A 1,000-nucleotide genomic window follows, 5' to 3' on the forward strand; every position below is an offset into this window, starting at 1 on the left:
TTTTAGATATCAATTAAGTCATAAAAAAGGATTAATTAAATTAATTAATGCTATTAATGGTGAAATAAGAAATACTAATAGATTATTACAAATGAATAAATTATGTATAAAATATAATATTGAATTATTATATCCAAATAAATTAAAATATAATAATGGTTGATTCAGTGGTATGTTAGATAGTGATGGTTCTATATCTTTAAATGAAAAAAGTGGACAAATATTAATAAGTATAAGTCAAAAGAATTTATATTTATTAGAATATCTTAGAGAAATATATAATGGAAAAATATATCCAGTATCTAAAGATATAGATGCATTTAGATATGTAATATATAGAAAAAATGAATTATATGAATTAATAGATAATTATTTTAATAAATATCCATTAAGATCTAAAAAGATAAATAGATTAAATTTAATAAAAGAATTTTATTTATTACGTACTTATAAAAGTAAAAGTAATAATAATGTAATGAAATATATAGATTGAACAAATTTTAAAGAAAAATGAGATAGATATTTAGATAAATAAATAAAGAAATGGTCCAATTATATCTTCTATAATAAAGATAGAAGAATATAAGCAATTAGCAATGATGATGTTAGCAATAGGATCTAGTGCTTATGATTTAGCAATATATCATTTATATTGTCATGCTTTCTTCAAAGCATTATTATTTATGTCAGCTGGTTCTATTATTCATAGTTTTATATCAGAAACACAAGATATGCGTAAATATGGTGGTTTAATTGAATATTTACCTTTCAGTTATACATCTATGGTAGTAGCTTCATTATCTTTAATGGCTATACCAGGATTAACAGGGTATTATAGTAAAGATATTATTATAGAATCTTTATATGGTACTTATACTGTTAGTGGTTATATTATGTATTATATTGCTACAGCTTCTGCTACATTGACTGCTATATATTCTATTAGAGTTTTATATTTAACTTTCTATAATAATCCTAGAAGTAATAAATATACTTATAA

The 1,000-nt window shown here is 20.5% G+C and carries 2 protein-coding genes; both read left to right on the forward strand.

Annotated features, from left to right (window positions below):
• Positions 1-172 precede the first annotated feature (172 nt).
• Positions 173-493: an LAGLIDADG family homing endonuclease gene (locus tag IE237_RS41740; protein ID WP_189377285.1), complete on the forward strand. Its 321-nt coding sequence runs from the start codon at positions 173-175 to the stop codon at positions 491-493.
• A 103-nt stretch (positions 494-596) separates the two neighbouring features.
• Positions 597-1,000, forward strand: a 404-nt coding sequence (locus IE237_RS41745) for a proton-conducting transporter transmembrane domain-containing protein (RefSeq protein ID WP_268253884.1), incomplete at its 3' end; no start/stop codon positions are given.

The sequence above is a fragment of the Streptomyces tanashiensis genome (assembly GCF_014648895.1).
In the GTDB taxonomy this organism is placed as follows: Bacteria; Actinomycetota; Actinomycetes; order Streptomycetales; family Streptomycetaceae; genus Streptomyces; species Streptomyces tanashiensis.